14 protein-coding genes and 1 tRNA gene are annotated in these 17,049 nt (G+C 71.2%); 5 read left to right on the top strand and 10 right to left on the bottom strand.

The window, feature by feature from the left end; translation table 11 throughout:
• Positions 1 to 124 precede the first annotated feature (124 nt).
• On the top strand, positions 125 to 2,221 hold the full coding sequence (locus WCE37_RS07085; RefSeq protein WP_343278735.1) for a cytochrome D1 domain-containing protein: 2,097 nt from the start codon (positions 125 to 127) through the stop codon (positions 2,219 to 2,221).
• A gap of 52 nt (positions 2,222 to 2,273) precedes the next feature.
• On the opposite strand, the gene mnmG is transcribed toward WCE37_RS07085, so the two are convergent.
• Together mnmG and WCE37_RS07075 are read right to left on the bottom strand one after the other, a co-directional pair.
• Positions 2,274 to 4,187 carry a tRNA uridine-5-carboxymethylaminomethyl(34) synthesis enzyme MnmG gene (gene mnmG, locus WCE37_RS07080; protein ID WP_343278734.1) on the bottom strand — a complete coding sequence of 638 codons (1,914 nt, stop codon included), beginning with the start codon at positions 4,185 to 4,187 and terminating at the stop codon, positions 2,274 to 2,276.
• Between the two features lie 405 nt (positions 4,188 to 4,592).
• Entirely contained in the window at positions 4,593 to 5,375 is a 783-nt protein-coding gene (locus WCE37_RS07075) for a hypothetical protein (protein ID WP_343278733.1), read from the bottom strand.
• A gap of 261 nt (positions 5,376 to 5,636) precedes the next feature.
• On the opposite strand from WCE37_RS07075, the gene WCE37_RS07070 reads away from it, so the two are divergent.
• Positions 5,637 to 6,260 carry a YdcF family protein gene (locus WCE37_RS07070; RefSeq protein ID WP_343278732.1) on the top strand — a complete coding sequence of 208 codons (624 nt, stop codon included), beginning with the start codon at positions 5,637 to 5,639 and terminating at the stop codon, positions 6,258 to 6,260.
• A 5-nt stretch (positions 6,261 to 6,265) separates the two neighbouring features.
• On the opposite strand, the gene WCE37_RS07065 is transcribed toward WCE37_RS07070, so the two are convergent.
• From WCE37_RS07065 to bioB, 6 genes are all read right to left on the bottom strand, one after another.
• Positions 6,266 to 6,862 carry a hypothetical protein gene (locus tag WCE37_RS07065; RefSeq protein ID WP_343278731.1) on the bottom strand — a complete coding sequence of 199 codons (597 nt, stop codon included), beginning with the start codon at positions 6,860 to 6,862 and terminating at the stop codon, positions 6,266 to 6,268.
• A gap of 196 nt (positions 6,863 to 7,058) precedes the next feature.
• Positions 7,059 to 7,952 (bottom strand): malonyl-ACP O-methyltransferase BioC, encoded by an 894-nt coding sequence (bioC, locus tag WCE37_RS07060; protein WP_343278730.1) that lies wholly within the window; start codon positions 7,950 to 7,952, stop codon positions 7,059 to 7,061.
• Positions 7,949 to 8,848 carry an alpha/beta fold hydrolase gene (locus WCE37_RS07055; RefSeq protein WP_343279167.1) on the bottom strand — a complete coding sequence of 300 codons (900 nt, stop codon included), beginning with the start codon at positions 8,846 to 8,848 and terminating at the stop codon, positions 7,949 to 7,951. The genes bioC and WCE37_RS07055 overlap by 4 nt, the downstream gene beginning before the upstream one ends.
• 185 nt (positions 8,849 to 9,033) lie before the next feature.
• A complete protein-coding gene (locus WCE37_RS07050) occupies positions 9,034 to 10,044 on the bottom strand; it encodes a multidrug resistance efflux transporter family protein (RefSeq protein ID WP_343278729.1) in 1,011 nt (336 codons plus the stop codon).
• Between the two features lie 24 nt (positions 10,045 to 10,068).
• Positions 10,069 to 11,265: an 8-amino-7-oxononanoate synthase gene (gene bioF, locus WCE37_RS07045; protein WP_343278728.1), complete on the bottom strand. Its 1,197-nt coding sequence runs from the start codon at positions 11,263 to 11,265 to the stop codon at positions 10,069 to 10,071.
• A gap of 9 nt (positions 11,266 to 11,274) precedes the next feature.
• Positions 11,275 to 12,339, bottom strand: coding sequence for a biotin synthase BioB (bioB, locus tag WCE37_RS07040; protein ID WP_343278727.1), 1,065 nt, complete (start codon positions 12,337 to 12,339; stop codon positions 11,275 to 11,277).
• 49 nt (positions 12,340 to 12,388) lie between these two features.
• Here bioB and WCE37_RS07035 point away from each other — a divergent pair, with 49 nt between their 5' ends.
• Positions 12,389 to 13,183, top strand: a complete 795-nt coding sequence (locus WCE37_RS07035) for a ComF family protein (RefSeq protein WP_343278726.1) — start codon at positions 12,389 to 12,391, stop codon at positions 13,181 to 13,183.
• 15 nt (positions 13,184 to 13,198) lie between these two features.
• Here WCE37_RS07035 and WCE37_RS07030 read toward each other — a convergent pair whose 3' ends face one another.
• Together WCE37_RS07030 and ubiA are read right to left on the bottom strand one after the other, a co-directional pair.
• A complete protein-coding gene (locus WCE37_RS07030; protein WP_343278725.1) occupies positions 13,199 to 14,881 on the bottom strand; it encodes an MFS transporter in 1,683 nt (560 codons plus the stop codon).
• Between the two features lie 114 nt (positions 14,882 to 14,995).
• Positions 14,996 to 15,907 carry a 4-hydroxybenzoate octaprenyltransferase gene (gene ubiA / locus WCE37_RS07025; RefSeq protein WP_343278724.1) on the bottom strand — a complete coding sequence of 304 codons (912 nt, stop codon included), beginning with the start codon at positions 15,905 to 15,907 and terminating at the stop codon, positions 14,996 to 14,998.
• A gap of 123 nt (positions 15,908 to 16,030) precedes the next feature.
• Here ubiA and WCE37_RS07020 point away from each other — a divergent pair.
• Positions 16,031 to 16,107: transfer RNA gene (locus WCE37_RS07020), tRNA-Arg, on the top strand.
• Positions 16,108 to 16,309: 202 nt separating this feature from the next.
• Positions 16,310 to 16,918, top strand: coding sequence for an azurin (gene azu / locus WCE37_RS07015; protein WP_343254525.1), 609 nt, complete (start codon positions 16,310 to 16,312; stop codon positions 16,916 to 16,918).
• The last annotated feature ends 131 nt before the right edge of the window (positions 16,919 to 17,049 follow it).

Raw genomic sequence — 17,049 nt, 5'->3', positions numbered from 1 at the left:
CATGACCTGCGTCAAGACGGGCATGTGTGAATTGATCCAGATCAATTACGCCGCTCGCGGCAACAGGCACGGTCCAGGTTGGAACGTCCACTGATCGCACCCGCTGTCCGCCAGGAGCACGCTGATGAAACGTTCGACGATCGCCCTCGCCATTCCGCTCCTGCTTGCAGGCGGCACCTACCTGGCCGTGGGCCAGGGCGCCGACGCCGCACCCGGCGACGCGGTAGTGGACGGAGGACAGGCCTATCTGCAGAACTGCGCCGCCTGCCACCAACCCGACGGCAAGGGCCTGGCCGGCGCGTTCCCCCCGCTTGCCGGCTCCGACTGGCTCCGGGGCAAGTCACCGGCCCAGGTCGCGTCCACGGTCCTGGCCGGACTTGAAGGCGAGATCGTCGTCAACGGCGTCACCTACAACAGCCTGATGCCGGCGCAGAGCCACATCAGCGACGCCGATATCGCAGCCATCACCACCCATGTCCTCAACAGCTGGGACAACCCGGGCGGCAGCATCACCGAGGCCGAGGTCAAGGCGCAGCGCGCGGCGCTGGCGGTGAGCACCGACCCCGCGCAGGGCGAAGTGCATCCGGGTACCAGCCAGGCGCAGGCGGCCTACGAGGGTGCGCCATCGACCGTCAGCGGCAGCGACGTCACCCAGATCCGCACGCCGGGCGCGCCGGCCATGAGCGAGGCCGAGTTCACCGCGGCGAGCGAGATCTTCTTCCAGCGCTGCGCCGGCTGCCACGGCGTGCTGCGCAAGGGCGCCACCGGCAAACCGCTCACCCCCGACGTGACCCAGCCACGCGGCACCGAATACCTGAAGGCGCTGATCAACTTCGGCTCGCCCGGCGGCATGCCCAACTTCGGCACCGGCGGCGAGCTGACCGCGGACCAGGTCGACCTGATGGCCCGCTTCCTGCAGCACACGCCGCCGAATCCGCCGGAATGGGGCATGCCGGAAATGCTCGCCAGCTGGAAGGTGCTGATCCCCGAGGACAAGCGCCCGACCAGGCAGATGAACAACTGGGACCTGGAGAACGTCTTCTCGGTCACCCTGCGCGACGCCGGCGAGATCGCCCTGATCGACGGCGACAGCAAGCAGATCATCAACATCATCACCACCGGCTATGCGGTGCACATCTCGCGCGCCTCGCACTCGGGCCGCTACATCTACACCATCGGCCGCGACGGCAAGATCGACCTGATCGACCTGTGGATGAAGGTTCCCGACCGCGTGGCCGAGATCAAGATCGGCCTCGAGGCGCGCTCGGTCGAGACCTCCAAGTTCAAGGGCTACGAGGACAAGCTCGCCGTCGCCGGCGCCTACTGGCCGCCGCAGTACGTGGTGATGGACGGCCCGACGCTGGAGCCGAAGAAGATCGTCTCGACCCGCGGCATGACGGTCGACACGCAGGAGTACCACCCGGAGCCGCGCGTGGCCGCGATCGTCGCCAGCCATGAGCACCCGGAATTCATCATCAACGTCAAGGAGACCGGCCGCATCCTGCTGGTCGACTACTCCGACCTTGAAGCGCTCAAGACCACGACGCTCGACGCCGCACCCTTCCTGCATGACGGCGGCTGGGACTCGACCAAGCGCTACTTCCTGACCGCGGCCAACAACAGCGACAAGATCGCAGTGGTCGACTCGAAGGAGCAGAAGATGACCGCGCTGATCGACGTCGACAAGATCCCGCACCCGGGCCGCGGCGCGAACTTCGTGCATCCCACCTACGGGCCGGTGTGGGCGACCTCGGCGCTGGGCAACGAGAACATCACCCTGATCGCCACCGACCCCGTCAACCATCCCCAATACGCGTGGAAGGCGGTCGCTGTGCTCAAGGGCCAGGGCGGCGGCTCGCTGTTCGTCAAGACGCATCCTGCATCGACCAACCTGTGGGTCGATACCACCCTCAATCCCATCGCGGAGGCCAGCCAGTCGATCGCCGTGTTCGACATCAACAACCTCGGCAAGGGCTACGAAGTGCTGCCGATCGCCGAATGGGCGAACCTCGGCGAAGGCCCCAAGCGCGTGGTGCAGCCCGAATACAACAAGGCCGGCGACGAAGTCTGGTTCTCGGTGTGGAACGGCAAGGACCAGCGCTCGGCGATCGTGGTGGTGGACGACAAGACCCGCAAGCTGAAGGCGGTGCTCGACGATCCGCGCCTGGTCACGCCGACCGGAAAGTTCAACGTCTACAACACGATGAAAGACGTGTACTGAGGTTTGCAGGGAGGGAACGAGCGGGGCGGGAGCCGGTCTCCCGCCCCGTTTTTCATGCGTGCTGCCTGCCGACAGCCTCGAGCGCGTGCATGCGCCGCGCGCGCTCCAGGTGCACCAGCAGCAGCGAGATCGCCGCCGGGGTCATGCCCGGAATGCGCTGCGCCTGGCCGATGGTCTGCGGCCGCACCTGCTCGAGCTTCTGCCGCAGCTCCGCCGACAGCCCGCGCACGACGGCGTAGTCGAAGCCTTCGCTGATCACCGCGTCCTCGCTGCGGCGCTGGCGCGCGATCTCTTCTCGCTGGCGTTCCAGGTAACCGGAGTACTTGGTCTCGATCTCGACCTGCTCGGCGACCGCGGGATCATCCACCGCGGGGCCGAACGCGGGCACCGCGGCCAGCTTCGCGTAGCCAAGCTCCGGCCGGCGCAGCAGGTCCAGGCCGCTGCACTCGCGGCTGATGTCGATACCCAGCACCGCGGACGCGTTGCGCCCGGCAGCGTTGTTCGGCGAGGCCCACAGCGCGCCCAGGCGCTGCGTTTCCGCGGCCACCGCGTCGCGCTTGCGCGCGAACGCATCCCAGCGCGCGTCGTCGACCAGGCCCAGCTCGCGGCCCACCGGCGTCAGCCGCAGGTCTGCATTGTCCTCGCGCAGCTGCAGGCGGTACTCGGCGCGCGACGTGAACATGCGGTAGGGCTCGACCGTGCCATGGGTGATGAGGTCGTCCACCAGCACGCCGATGTAGGCCTGGTCGCGGCGCGGCGCGAATCCTTCGTGCCCCTGCACCGCGCGCGCGGCATTGGCGCCGGCGAGCAGGCCCTGGGCCGCGGCCTCTTCGTAGCCGGTGGTGCCGTTGATCTGGCCGGCGAAGTACAGCCCGGCCACGGCCTTGGTCTCCAGCGTGGACTTCAGGCCGCGCGGATCGAAGAAGTCGTATTCGATGGCATAGCCCGGCCGGGTGATGTGCGCGCGCTCGAAGCCCTGCACAGAGCGCACCAGCTCCAGCTGCACGTCGAAGGGCAGCGAGGTGGAGATGCCGTTGGGATAGATCTCGGCCACGCCCAGGCCCTCGGGCTCGACGAAGACCTGATGGCTGTCCTTTTCGGCGAAGCGCACCACCTTGTCCTCGATCGACGGGCAATAGCGCGGCCCGGTGCCCTCGATCTGCCCCGAGTACAGCGGCGAGCGGTGCAGGGCGCCGCGGATGATGTCGTGCGTGCGCGCCGTGGTCTGCGTGATCCAGCACGACACCTGGCGCGGATGGTGGTCGCGGCTGCCCATGAACGAGAACACGGGACGCGGGTCATCACCGGGCTGCTCGACCATCAGCGAGTAGTCGAGGCTGCGGCCGTCGACGCGCGGCGGCGTGCCGGTCTTCAGCCGGTCGACCACGAAGGGGCCTTCGCGCAGGCGTTCGGCCAGGCGCACCGAGGGCGGATCACCCATGCGCCCGCCGGCGTGCTGCGCCTCGCCGACGTGGATCCGGCCGGCGAGGAAGGTGCCGGCGGTCAGCACCACCGCCTGCGCCTGGAAGCGCAGGCCGGTGTTGGTAACCGCCCCGCGCACGACGCCCGCTTCGATCAGCAGGTCGTCGACCGCCGCCTGGAACACGGTGAGGCCCGGCTGCGCTTCCACCGCGCTGCGGATGAAGGCCCGGTACAGCGCGCGATCGGCCTGGCAGCGCGTGGCGCGCACCGCCGGCCCCTTGGACGCATTGAGTCGCCGCCACTGGATGCCCGCGGCATCGGCGGCGCGCGCCATGACGCCGCCCAGGGCGTCGATCTCGCGCACCAGATGGCCCTTGCCGATGCCGCCGATGGCCGGATTGCAGCTCATCGCACCGATGGTCTCGATGTTGTGGGTCAGCAGCAGCGTGCGCGCACCCGCACGCGCGGCGGCCAGCGCGGCTTCGGTGCCGGCGTGGCCGCCGCCGATGACGATGACGTCGTGGCGATGGAAGTCGTGATGCATATCGCAATTATCGCGCTTGGGGGCGGGCTTGCGTCGACCGCCGGGAAAGTTGGCACGCAACCTGCGTCCGTTACAGGCGCACCCGGGATGGCAATCGCCTAGGGGGGCGTGGCCGGAGATTGGAACAGGGCTGGCCAAGCGCATCCTGGGGAAGCGAAGGGGCCGAACGTCGGGGGACGTTCGGCCCCGTTTTTTTGCCCGGGCTCCGGGCGGCGCAGTGCGCCTGGTCTGGAGCCGACGCCCGGCGGGAGCGGAACAGGGGGGATCCGGGATCCCCCGCCGGGTGTCGACATTGGTCACCCCGTATTACGTCAGGAAGCGACGCAACCGGTCAGTCGGCCCTAGCTTGCGACGACTGGCGTCAGTGCGCAAGCGCCAAAGCGCCGATTGCGGCATCCCGTCGCGCTACTCCTCCCGCACCCGGGTCCGCGTGGCCTCGGGCGACCGCCTTGAAGGCGCCGAGCGCGGCGTTGCCGAGCGTGAGGGTGCAGCCTGCGGCATCGGGCGCGCGGGCGCGGGCCGCGCAGGTACCGGCCGCGCAGCTGCCGGTGAAGACAGCCGCGGCGCAGCGGAACGAGGTGCTGATGTCCCCCGTGGCGTCGCGGGCAATGGCGCAGAGACGCGGGAGGGCGAGGCTCTCGCCGGCCCGGCCCGGCCCGGCATCGCGCGCGAAGGCGTGGACATCCGCACGGGGCCATTGCCGCCGCGCAACGGTGCCTCCGGCCGCCGGTTCTCGCGCAGCTGGCGCAGGCGGTCGCGCGGACGCGCCGCGGTATCCGCACCGGGCATCTGCTGTGGAGGCAGCGGCCGGCTCATCGGCGGCGCGCCGTCGTCACGCGGCGGACGGTTGTGGTTCGGCGGCCGGTGCGGGCGATGCGGGCGGTAATACCCGGGCCAGCCATAGCCGTAACCGGAGTATCCGCTGTACCAGGGATAGCTCCAGGAGCCGTACAGTCCGCCGTAATAGCCACGGGGCCGGTAGTAGCCGGCCACACCGTAAGCGGGGCCGCCGTAGTAACCGGAACCGTAGCCATAGCCGCCGTAGGGCGCGTAGTAGCCATCGTCGTAGTACGACGTATCGCCGTAGTAGTAGTCACCGTAGCCGTAGCCGGCGTAATCGCTGTAGCCGTAGCCCGTGGCGCAGCCGGTCAACAGGGCCAGGGCAAGGACGATGAGGATCTTGCGCATGTTGCTTCCCCCCCAAGGGTGAGTGCCAACACAGGGTCGACCCCGGCCATTGAACAGGGCTTAACCCCGGGTGAGGGCGCCGGCTGCTGAACCCTGCGTTCAACTCCGCTAGTCTGGGCCCATGTCTCCCGCTGCGGCCATTCCCGACGACATCCAGGCCGCCGCGGCCCGGCCCGCTGCACCCGTGCGCGCCATCCCTGCACCGGGTTCCGCAGCCTGCCAGGGCCGGCGCGAAGGCCTCGAAGCACCGCCGTGGGCCGCATGAGGCGCCGCAGGCGCTACGGCCAGGCCCGGCGGCCGCGCCCCGGGCTGCGCTGGCTGCTCCGGCTCACGCTGCTGGGCATGCTCTGGCTGCTCGGCGTCGCGGCCTGGATCGTCTACGTCGGCAGCCGCGACCAGGCCGGCCCGGCCGATGCCATCGTGGTCCTGGGTGCCGCGGCCTACGACACCCGCCCCTCGCCGGTGTTCACCGAACGCATCCGCCACGGCATCGATCTGTATGAGCAAGGGCACGCGCCGGTGCTGGTGTTCACCGGCGGGTACGGCGACGGCGCGCGCTTTTCCGAGTCGCAGGTCGCGCGCACCTTCGCGCTCCGCGCCGGCGTGCCCGAGCGGGCGATCCTGATCGAGACCCTCTCGCGCACCACCTGGCAGAACCTGGCACGCAGTCGCGACCTGCTGTCCGACCATGGCCTGCAGCGCGTGATCGTGGTCAGCGACCCGCTGCACATGGCGCGCGCGCTGCGCCTGGCGCGCCAGCTCGGCATCGACGCCGTCGGTTCGCCGACGCCCAGCACCCGCTTCCGCAGCTTCCGCACGCAGTGGCGCTTCCTCGCGCGCGAGGTCTATTTTTTCCACCGCGACCTGGTGGTCTCGCCCGACTGAAGGTCTCAGCCCGGGCTGCCGACCAGGCTCAGTCCTTCGCGCAGCAGCCAGCGCGTGGCCGCGGCGCGATCGGCCTGCGGCAGGCCGTCGAGCACGCCCACCAGCCAGCGGAAGGAGCGGCAGCGCGCCTGGCGGCTGACCTCGTCACTGCCCTCGCTGGCCATGCCGAGCATGAAGCCCTCGTGCAGGAAGGTGGCGCTGACCGCGGCCGACTTCAGCACCTGGCGTGCATGCTCCGGGTCGTAGGGCTGCACCTGGCCCTGCAGGCCGGTCATGGCGATATCGGTGAAGGCCATGGCGAAGCGTTCGCGGCTGGCGTCGTCGAGGCGGTCGACGGCGCGCTGGAACGCGGCCAGGTCACGCGCAGCGCCGGGATCGAACAGAGCGCACAGGGCACCGGATTCGGTGTCCGAACGTGAACTGGCGTGGACGGCCTTGAACAGCCGGTCGATGGCCGGATCGGGTGCGCGCAGCAGGACGTCATCGCCCAGCGACAGCACGGCGGCGGGATCGAGCTGCGACAGGTCGATTGAATAGCGCTGCGCGGACGCCGGCAGCGCGACGCAGGCGGCAAGCAGGAGTACGCACGCGGCGAGTAACACGTGCAGCGCGCGCCGCCGAGGATGCCGGCGCGAATGCCGGCGCGGGACAAGCGATGTGCGCGGCGGAGTGCCCGGGTCGGGACCGTGGGGCGCGGGACGAGGCTGGGAGGCAGTCGACATGGCGCGAGTGTATGCAGCGATGGCCGGCGCTGGATGAACCGTGGCCGCGTCCGTGCCCGCGCCGCAGCTGCGCCGCTCAGCCCCGGCGCCGGCGTACCGGGATGCCCGACGCCGGGAAGCGCGCCACGTCCTCGCCGCCTTCGCGGATGGGCTGCCCGTGCGCCGGCGCCCAGGCCATCGCGGTGATGGTTTCCCAGGTGGCCGGCAGCAGGCCGTCGCCGCCGCGCCACTGCTCGTAGGCGGCCTGGGCGGCGACGAAGCGCCCGCGGCCTGTCAGCGCGCGGCGGCGCGTGGCCAGGGCATTGGTGGCGCCGAGTTCGCGCAGTCCGCGCATCAGCCCGGCCATCTCGGCGTGGCCGTGCACATCGACGTCGCGGTCGAGCACCGGGTCGCGGAAGCCGGCGCGCATCAGCGCGTCGCCGAATTCCGCGATGCCCGCGAACGGCGACACGTGCGCGACGTCGTCGGCCTCGGCGAAGGCCGCGCGCAGTTCGTGCAGGGTTTCGGGGCCGAAGGTCGAGCACAGCAGCATGCCGCCGGGGCGCAGCACGCGGCGGAAGCCGGCGAACAGCGCATCGAGATCCTCCACCCACTGCAGGCACAGGTTGCTGAAGATGAGGTCGACGCTGTCGTCGGCCAGCGGCAGCGCGCGGGCGTCGGCGCAGATGCGGTCGATCGGGCGCTGCAGCGGATTCCAGCCGCGCTTCGGCGCGACCTGGCGCAGCATCGGCAGCGCGAGGTCGATCGCGACCACGCGCGCCTTCGGCCAGCGCTGGCGCAGGGCGACCGCGGCGGTACCGGGGCCGCTGCCGAGATCGACGATGTCCGCAGGCGCCTGCTCACCGAGGTATTCCAGCGATTCCAGCAGGCGCGACTCGACCTCGCGCTGCAGGTCGGCGGCGGCGGAATAGCTTCCGGCCGCGCGTGAGAAGGCGCGACGGACCTGCTGGCGGTCGAAAATGTGGTTCATCGCGTCCCCGCGGCGTGGCCGGTCCTGGTTCCTGCGGGCGCGCCGGCGAACGCCTGCGCAAGGAACCCGGTGATCGCGTCGGCGACCTGGTCGGCGTGGGTCAGGAACGGCGCGTGGCCGCCGGGTTCGATCTGGACAAAGCTCGCGCCCGGCGCCCGCTCGGCGGCGGCGCGCATCGCACGCGGATCAACCACGCGGTCGCGGCGGCCGGCGATCCACAGGCTCGGCACCTGGAGCAGCGGCAACAACGCCCGCTGGTCCACTTCGTGCAGCAGGTCGAGCCCGCGCGCGAGCGCTGCCGCAGGCGGCTCGCCGCGCGCGAACACCTCGCTGCGCAGCGCGCGCAGTTCGCCACGGGAGTCGTCCGAGCCGAAGGCTTCCAGCGCGATGAAGCGTTCGAGCGTGCCGTGGTAGTCGTTGCGCAGGCCTTCGGCGAAGCCGGCGAAGATCTCCGGCGACATGCCGTAGCGGCCTGTGTCGTCGATCGCCGCTGAAGCCGCTCCCACAGCCGCGGGCGAAGTGTCACCTCCACCTGCGGGCGGGGCTACAGCGGCGTTTCCCGCAGCATCGCGCACAAAGCGCGGTGCCGAACACAACATCAGCAGCGCCGGCACCAGTTCCGGCCGCGTGGCCGCGGCGCGCAGCGCGAACATGCCGCCCAGCGACCAGCCCAGCCACGGCGCTACCGGCACACGCGCGGCCACGGCCTCGACCACCGCATCCGGCTCCAGCGGCACCGCGCTGTCGCGGCTGCGGCCGTGGCCAGGCAGGTCGACCAGGTGCAGCTCGAAGCGGTCGGCAAGGCGTTCGACAAGGGGCGCGAACACGCCGCCATGCATTGCCCAGCCGTGCAGCAGTACCAGCGGCGCGCCGCGGCCGCGGACGTCGATGTGCAGGCTGGCGGTCACTTCGCCGCCGGCGTCTGGCGGCGCGGCGCGCGGGCGTCCCGGGGGGCAGGCATGGGATTCTTCCGGATGGGTAATGCGGTGGGCCGACAAGTCTGGAAAGCGTGCCGCACACTGTCAACCGGACACAGCGCGCCCGAGTTGACGCCAGCGATTGCCACGCCGCGCTGGTGCGCTCAGGCACCCCGGTCGGTCCGTAGCACCCTGGTCGCTCGCTCGCTGCCCGCGGCCGGACGAGCCACCACCCAGGCGAAGCCGACGATGCCCAGCACCACCACGCCCGCACCCGCCAGCGCCACGCCCCGCGGCCAGTCTTCACCCAGCAGCAGCACGCCCAGCAGCACCGCAAACAGCACCTCGGAGGCCTGCATCGCCTCCACCCCGCCCAGCGCCAGCGGCTGGCTGCGCACCATGCCGGTAGCCTGGAAGAACAGCACCATCGCGATCACGCCCGCAAACAGCGCCACCGCCGCGCCCAGCCACAGCTGCGCCACCGTCGGCGCACCCTGCGTGGTCCAGGCATACGTCGCCAGCAGCCACCACAGCGGCTGGCTGGCCAGCGTCATGCCGAACACGCGCTGGGTGGCGTTGAGCGTTTCACCGGTGGTCTCCAGGTGCAGCAGCAACATGCGGTTGCCGAGCGGGAACGCGAACGCGGCCGCCAGCAGGCAGGCCAGCGCGATCCAGCCGGCACGGTCCAGCGCACCGCTGGCATGGCCGAACTGCATCAGCAGCACGCCGGCAAAGATCACCGCCGCCACCGCCAGCCCGGCGCGCGGGATCCGCCGCCGCGCATCGCGGTACAGCAACGGCGCGCACAGCATCCCCGCGATCACGGTGAACTGGAACGTGCCCGCCACCAGCCACGACGGCCCGCTGGCCGCGGCGTAGCTCAAGCCCAGATAGAACACGCCGAAGCCGATCAGCGAGCAGCGCAGCCACGCCCACGGATGCGCGGTGATCGCGCGCAACACCGGCGTTGCGCCGCCCTGGAAAGGCATCAACGGCAGCATCAGCGGCAGGGTGATCAGATAGCGCAGCGAGGCGATCCACGCCCAGTGCATGGCCTGGTCGGCAGCGGCGCGGTTGATCACATAGGTCAGGGTGAAGAACAGCGACGCGCACAGGGCGATGCCGATGGCGGCCAGCGCGCGGCCCGGGGCAGGGACAGGGGCGTCAGTGGACACGGTTTTCGAAGGACGTCAGGGCGATCAGGCCGCGCTGGCGTCGACATGCTCGCGGCTGCGGGCAAGGGCGGCGACCAGCGCGTCCACCTGGTCTTCGCCATGCGCGGCGCACAGGGTCACGCGCAGGCGCGCGCGGCCTTCGGGCACGCTCGGAGGGCGGATCGCGGCCACCCGGAAACCCTCGGCCTCCAGGCGCGCGGCCATGTCCAGGGCGCGCGCGTTGTCGCCGCATGGCACCGGCTGGATCGGGGTATCGGAGGGCGGCAGGTCGAAGCCCGCGGCCTGCATCCCCGCGCGGAAACGCTGCACCAGCGCAGCGAGCTTCTCGCGCCGCCAGTGTTCGCGGCGCGCCAGCTTCACCGACGCCAGCGCCGCGGCGGCCTGCGGCGGCGGCAGCGCCGTGGTGTAGAGATAGGGGCGCGCGGTGCCTGCAAGGTGGTCGATGAGATCGATGTCGCCGGCCACCACCGCGCCGTAGCTGCCCAGGGCCTTGCCCAGGGTGACCAGCTGCAGGGGCACGTCGGCCACGCCCAGGCGCGCATCGGCCACGCTGCCGCGGCCGCCGGGGCCGAGCACGCCAATGCCGTGGGCGTCGTCGACATACAGCAGCGCCGACTGCATGCGCGCGGCCAGCGCCAGCTGGCGCAGCGGGGCGACGTCGCCGTCCATGCTGAAGACGCCGTCGGTGGCGAGCATCGCCGCACCCTCGGGCACCGAGCGCAGCTGGCGCAGCGCGCCCTCGGCGTCGGCGTGCGGATAGCGGCGCAGGCGGCAGCCGGCCAGGCGCGCGCCGTCGATCAGGCTGGCGTGGTTGAGCCGGTCCTGGACGCTGGTGTCGCCGTCGCCGAGCAGCGCCTGCTGCACGGCAAGATTGGCCATGTAGCCACTGCCGAACGCCAGCGCGCACGGCACTTCGAGCCAGTCCGCGACCTCGCGCTCCAATGCCTCGTGGGCAACGTGGTGGCCGCTGACCAGGTGCGAGCCGGTGCCGCCGACGCCGTCACGGGCGGCGGCGCCCTGCATCGCATCGACCACCTGGAACTGCTGCGACAGGCCGAGGTAGTCGTTGCCGCAGAAGTCCAGCAGCCAGCGGCCGTCGATCTCCATGCGCACGCCGTCGCGACGGCCGACCACGCGGCGGCTGCGCACCATGTCGCGCGCCAGCGCTTCGGCGCGCTGGGCCTGCGCGCGGCGACGGAGGTCGGGGCGCTTGGCGGCCATGGCGCGCTCCTAGGCCGCGCAGGTCCGCGGCGGCGGGCCGACGATGTCGGCGTGCACGGTACCGGCCTGGTCGTGGCCTTCGGCATCGACGCTGATCGCCATCGCGCGCAGGCCCAGGCGGTCGAACAGCGCCTGGTCGTGGGCGACGTCGGGGTTGCCGGTGGTCAGCAGCTTTTCGCCGTGGAAAATGGAGTTGGCGCCGGCGCTGAAGCACAGCGCCTGCAGCTCGTCGGACATCTGCTCGCGGCCGGCCGACAGCCGCACCATCGACTTCGGCATCAGCAGGCGGGCGACCGCGATCGTGCGCACGAACTCGAAGGGATCGAGCTCGGCGGTGCCGTGCAGCGGCGTGCCTTCCACCTGGACCAGGCGGTTGATCGGCACCGAGTCCGGGTGCGCGGGCATCGTCGCCAGGGTCTGCAGGAAGCCGGCGCGCTGGCGGCGGGTCTCGCCCATGCCGACGATGCCGCCGCAGCAGGTCTTGAGCCCGGCCTCGCGCACGTGTTCCAGCGTGTCGAAACGATCCTGCAGGTCGCGGGTGCGGATGATCGCGCCGTAGTTATCGGGATCGGTGTCGATGTTGTGGTTGTAGTAGTCGAGGCCGGCCTCCTTCAGCGCCTGCGCCTGGGTGCCGGTGAGCATGCCCAGCGTGGCGCAGGTTTCCAGCCCCAGCGACTTCACCCCGGCGATCATCGCCGCGACCTTGGGGATGTCACGGTCCTTGGGCGAACGCCAGGCGGCGCCCATGCAGAAGCGCGAGGCGCCGGCGGCCTTGGCCTGGCGGGCCTTCTCCAGCACCGCATCGGTTTCCATCAGCTTCTGCGCATCGACGCCGGTGTCGTAGCGCTGCGCCTGGGGGCAGTACGCGCAGTCCTCGGGGCAGCCGCCGGTCTTCACCGACAGCAGGGTGCTGACCTGCACTTCGGCCGGGTCGAAGGCCTGGCGATGGACGCTGGCGGCGCGGAACAGCAGTTCGGGCAGCGGCAGGTCGAGCAGCGCCTCCACCTCGGTGCGGGTCCAGTCGTGGCGCGGGGCGGCGGCGTCACCGGCGCGGAATTCACTGACGGCGGGCATGGCGTGATCCTGAAGGCGCTTGCGGAGCTGACCGGGCAGTCTGGAAAGCATGCCTGCACCTGTCAACCTCGCGCAGGCCATCGCGGTTGACGGCTGGTTCGGCCGGCTCGGCCGCTGCCTGTGGGCACCACGCTGCCTGGTTTGCGGAGAACCGGCCCGCAGCCGGCTCGACCTGTGCCCGGCCTGCGAGGCGGGCCTGCCGTGGATGCCGCCGGCCTGCCTGTCCTGCGCGATGCCGCTGCCGCAGCCGGCGCCTGGCGCGAACGCTGCAGCAGCGGGGGCCCCCGGTCCGCCGCGGCCTTCGCGGGTCCACCAACCCCGCCTCTGCAGCGCCTGCCAGCACGGCCCGCCGCCGCTCTCCGAAGTCCACGCCGCCTTCCTCTACGGATTCCCGCTGGACCGCCTTCTGCCGCGCCTCAAGTTCCACCGCGACCTCGCGGCCGGCCGCCTGCTGGCCCATGCCATGGCCGCCTGCTTCGCCGGCCTCGCGCGGCCCGATGTCCTGGTACCCGTGCCGCTGCACCGTGCGCGCATGCGCCAGCGTGGCTACAACCAGGCGCTTGAGCTCGCGCATCCGCTTGGGCGGACGCTGGAGCTGCCGGTGCACGCGGGACTGCTGCTGCGCATCCGCAACACATCGGCGCAGTCGCGCCTGGACGCCGACGCCCGCGTCGGCAACCTGCGCGACGCCTTCGTGGTGGCCGGCCGCGGCGCGCCGCCGCCGCACGTCGTGCTGGTGGATGACGTCATGACCACCGGCGCCACCCTGCACGCCGCCGCCGATGCCCTGTTCGATGCCGGCGTGGACCGGGTGGACGCCTGGATCTGCGCCCGCGCGCCCTAGCCGCGCCGCGGCGCCTTACGAGCCCCGGGGATCGGTCACCGGCTCGGTGAGGGCCTGCGGCCCCGAGACCGGCACCGTGTGCAGGTCGCTCGGCTGGCGCTCGATCATCCGCCGCACCCGTGGTCCGTCGGCCCCGCGGTGCAGCGCGCGCAGCTGGGCCGGGATGGTCGCATCGTCGTGGGTCAGGCGGCTGTTGTGGCGGACGTACTCGAGCCAGGTGGGCGTCGCGTAGCGTTCGATCCACACCTGCGGATCGGCGAGGTCGCGCAGCACCCGCCAGTTGCGGGCGCCGTCGCGGCGGCGGATGCGACGCCGCTCCGCCATCGCGTGGAGGAACTCCGGGACGTCCTGCTCGTCGATCAGGTATTCGATCGTGATCACCACCGGCCCGGTGCGCGGCTGGACCGGCACGGCGGTGGCGGGTTCCTTCCAGCGGCTGAGCGGATCAAGGTTGAGTTCGGTCAGCCTGGCCAGCGGACGCCAGACGCCGAGCAGCGCGCAGGCGACCATCACCAGCGCGGCGCCGGCCAGCGCGATGCGCACGTCGCCCTTTTCGGCGATGAAGCCCCACAGCCAGCTGCCCAGCGCCATGCCGCCGAACGCCGCCATCTGGTACAGCGACAGCGCGCGCGCCACGACCCAGCGCGGCGTGGACAGCTGCACCGTGACGTTGAACGTCGACAGCGCCAGCACCCACGACGCGCCGCCCAGCAGCAGCGCCACCATCGTCAGCGGCAGCCAGGGGCTCATGGCCGCGCCGGCCGCAGCGACCGCGAAGGCGAGGCAGGCCCAACGCACCAGGCCCTCGTTCGACAGCGCGCCACGCAGGTGCGTGCTGCCCATCGCGCCGCCGATGGCGCCGAGGCCGAACGCCCCCAGCAGCAGGCCGTAGGTCAGCGGGCCGCCGACGATGAGGTCCCTGGCGACCAGCGGCATCAGCGCCATCACCGCGCTCGCGCCCAGGCCGAAGACGAAGGCGCGTCCCAGCACCGTGCGGATGACCGGTGACATCATCACGTAGCGCACGCCCGCCGCCATCGCGCTGCCGAGCGCTTCACGCGGCAGCAGCCGCGGTTTCGGCTCGGGCTGCCAGCGGGCCAGCACCACGACCAGGGCGACATAGCTCACCGCGTTGACCGCGAACGCAGCCGCAGCCCCGGCGGCGGCCACGATGGCTCCGCCGACCGCCGGGCCGACGCTGCGCGCGATGTTGAAGCCCATGCTGTTGAAGGCCACCGCGCCGGGCAGCTCAGCGCGCGGCACCATGTCGCCCACCGATGCCTGCCAGGCCGGCGCGTTGAAGGCGGCGCCGCAGCCGATCAGGAAGGTGAAGAGCAGCAGCAGCCACGGCGTGATCAGCCCCGCCCAGGTGCACAGCGCCAATGCCACCGACACCAGCAGCATGAACACCTGTGCGCCCAGCATCATCCTGCGGCGGTCGAAGTTGTCGGCCATCGCGCCGGCCACCAGCGAGAACAGCATCACCGGCAGCGCGACCGAAGCCTGCACCAGGGCGACCATGTCGGCGGATTCCGCGATCGAGATCATCAGCCAGGACGCGCCGACCGACTGGATCATGCCGCCGAAGTTCGATGACGCGCTCGCGAACCAGACCCGGCGGAAGATCGGGTAGCGCATCGCCGACAGCGCCGAAGGGCGCTGCACGGGGTCGGGCGGAATGTCGGGCGTCTGCGCCATCAAGAGCCAGGCCGGGAGGACCGGCGGCCATTGGGCCAGAGTCGATGCCTCGGCCGCGTCATGGTCGCGCCGGCCCCCCTGCGGTCATGGCCAAGGCCGATGCCGGCGCCGCGGTCACGCCCCACCGCGCAGCGCGAGGTCGGCGGCGATGCCGGCGAACACCGCCATCCCGACCCAGTGGTTGTGCAGGAAGGCCCGGAAGCAGGGCCCGCGCTCGCGGTTGCGGCAGATCCGGAACTGCCAGGCCACCAGCGCAAGCGCCACGCCCAGGCCGGCCCAGTACCACGTGCCCAGGCCCGCCTGGCGGCCGACCAGCGCCAGGCCGAGGAAGGTCAGTGCGTACAGCACGCCCTGCGCCACCAGGTCCATGTCGCCGAACAGCACCGCGGTCGACTTCGAGCCGACCTTGATGTCGTCGTCGCGGTCGACCATCGCGTACCAGGTGTCATAGGCGGTCGACCAGAGGATGTTGGCCGCGTACAGCACCCAGGCGACCGGCGGCACCTCGCCCTGCACCGCCGCGAAAGCCATCGGGATGCCCCAGCCGAAGGCCATGCCCAGGTAGACCTGAGGCAGGTGCGTGTAGCGCTTCAGGTACGGATAGCTCGCGGCCAGGAACACGCCGACGAAGCTCATCAGGATGGTCAGCCGGTTGAGCGTGAGCACCAGGGCGAAAGCCGCCAGCATCAGTACCGCGAACAGTGCCAGCGCCTCTCGGCCGCGGACCGCGCCGGTGGCCAGCGGGCGCTCGCGGGTGCGCTCGACGTGCGGATCCAGCCAGCGGTCGGCGTAGTCGTTGATGACGCAGCCTGCGCCGCGCGTCAGCCAGACGCCTGCGCTGAAGACGAACAGTATCCACAGCGGCGGCACGCCTCCGGCCGCGATCCACAGGCCCCACCAGGTCGGCCAGAGCAGCAGCAGCCAGCCGATCGGCCGGTCGGCGCGCATCAGCTTCCAATACAGGCCCGGGCGCTCGCGCCAGCTGGGCGCGGCGGGGACGCGTGCCTCGAAACGTTCGTAGGACATGGCCGATATGGTACCGCCGGGGCGTGGCCAAGGCGGCGGACCCAGCAGCGCGACAGCGCACCGCCAGGGCCGCGTGCGGGCCTCTCGCTTCAATTCGCCAGATAGTGGAAAATGGCGGTCTGCGCGCCTGTAGCTCAGCCGGATAGAGTAGTGGCTTCCGAAGCCATTGGTCGGGGGTTCGAATCCCTCCAGGCGCGCCATTCCACTGTCCGCATCGACCAGGCAGGCCGCACCGTCGCCCTGCCATCCGTATCGGGCACGTAGCCGGTGGGTCCCGGCCCACGCGGTGCTCCAGGGCGGTGGGCGCGCCTTGAGCGTATCTTGTGCTCCCGGCATGCGCCCTTCACGGCGCGCAACGTTGTTTGCGAAAGCATGTCCCCCTCTTCCTCCAGGAGTTTATGCATGAACATCAAGATCGCAGTGTTGACCGCCGCCTGTGCGCTGGCCCTGTCCGCCTGTGGCGAGACGGCGTCGCCGCCCGCGGCAACCGATGCCGCGCCGGATGCCGCATCGCCTGCGGCCCCGGCCGCGGACACGCCGGCCGAGGCGACGCCACCGGCCGCCGACACCACGCCGGCTGCGACATCGAAGGCGCCCGCGAAGGGCAGCAAGGTCGCGGTGATCAACGGCTGTGAAACCGAGATCGAAGGCAATGACGCGATGCAGTTCAACGTGAATTCCATCACCGTCCCCGCTTCGTGCGCCGAGTTCACCATCACGCTCAAGCACGTGGGCAAGATGCCCGTCGCCGCCATGGGCCACAACGTGGTGGTGACCACGGCGGCCGACATGGCGCAGGTTTCGGCCGACGGCATGGCGGCCGGCCTCGAGGCGGGCTTCATCAAGTCCGATGACGACAAGGTCATCGCCCACACCGACATGATCGGTGGCGGGGAAACCACCTCGGTCACCTTCGCGGTCAGCGAGCTCCAGGGCGACGGGCCCTACAAGTTCTTCTGCAGCTTCCCCGGCCACGCGGCGCTCATGAACGGCAGCATCAGCGTCGAGTAAGCGGCAGCCGGCATCCTGACTGTTGAAGGCGGGGGCGCGAGCCCTCGCCTTTTTTTGTGGGTCTTCCTCGCGACGGCCTCCCGACCACGACGGCGCTCGGCGTTGCAGCGGGCGCGCGGGTGCCGAGGCCC

It is taken from the genome of Luteimonas sp. MJ250, assembly GCF_039548455.1.
In the GTDB taxonomy this organism is placed as follows: Bacteria; Pseudomonadota; Gammaproteobacteria; order Xanthomonadales; family Xanthomonadaceae; genus Luteimonas.
This window is presented reverse-complemented; position numbering and strand designations above follow the sequence as displayed.